The 276-nt window shown below is 52.9% G+C and carries 1 protein-coding gene; it reads left to right on the forward strand.

Annotation, left to right across the window (positions count from 1 at the left end; translation table 11 throughout):
- Positions 1-19: 19 nt before the first annotated feature.
- Positions 20-276, forward strand: a 257-nt coding sequence (locus tag Q4563_RS19615) for an MFS transporter (protein ID WP_336623061.1), incomplete at its 3' end; no start/stop codon positions are given.

The raw sequence follows: 276 nt of genomic DNA on the forward strand, positions 1-276 counted from the left end.
TCTTATAGCGAGACCCCTCATGATCAAAAATGGTACCGCCGCCTGGTGGCGAATCACCATCGCCTTGTGCCTTGGCTCCTTTATGGTGTTTTCCAACCTGTATGTGACCCAGCCATTGCTGCCAATGCTGGCGACAGAATTTGCCGTTACACCGCTGCAAGCGAGTTACACCCTGACGCTGTCGACGCTGACACTGGGATTGTCGTTATTGATCTATGGGCCACTATCCGATGTGATCGGCCGCAAAGGGCTGATTATTGGCAGTATGTGCGGTGT

Source organism: Gilvimarinus sp. 1_MG-2023, assembly GCF_030548285.1.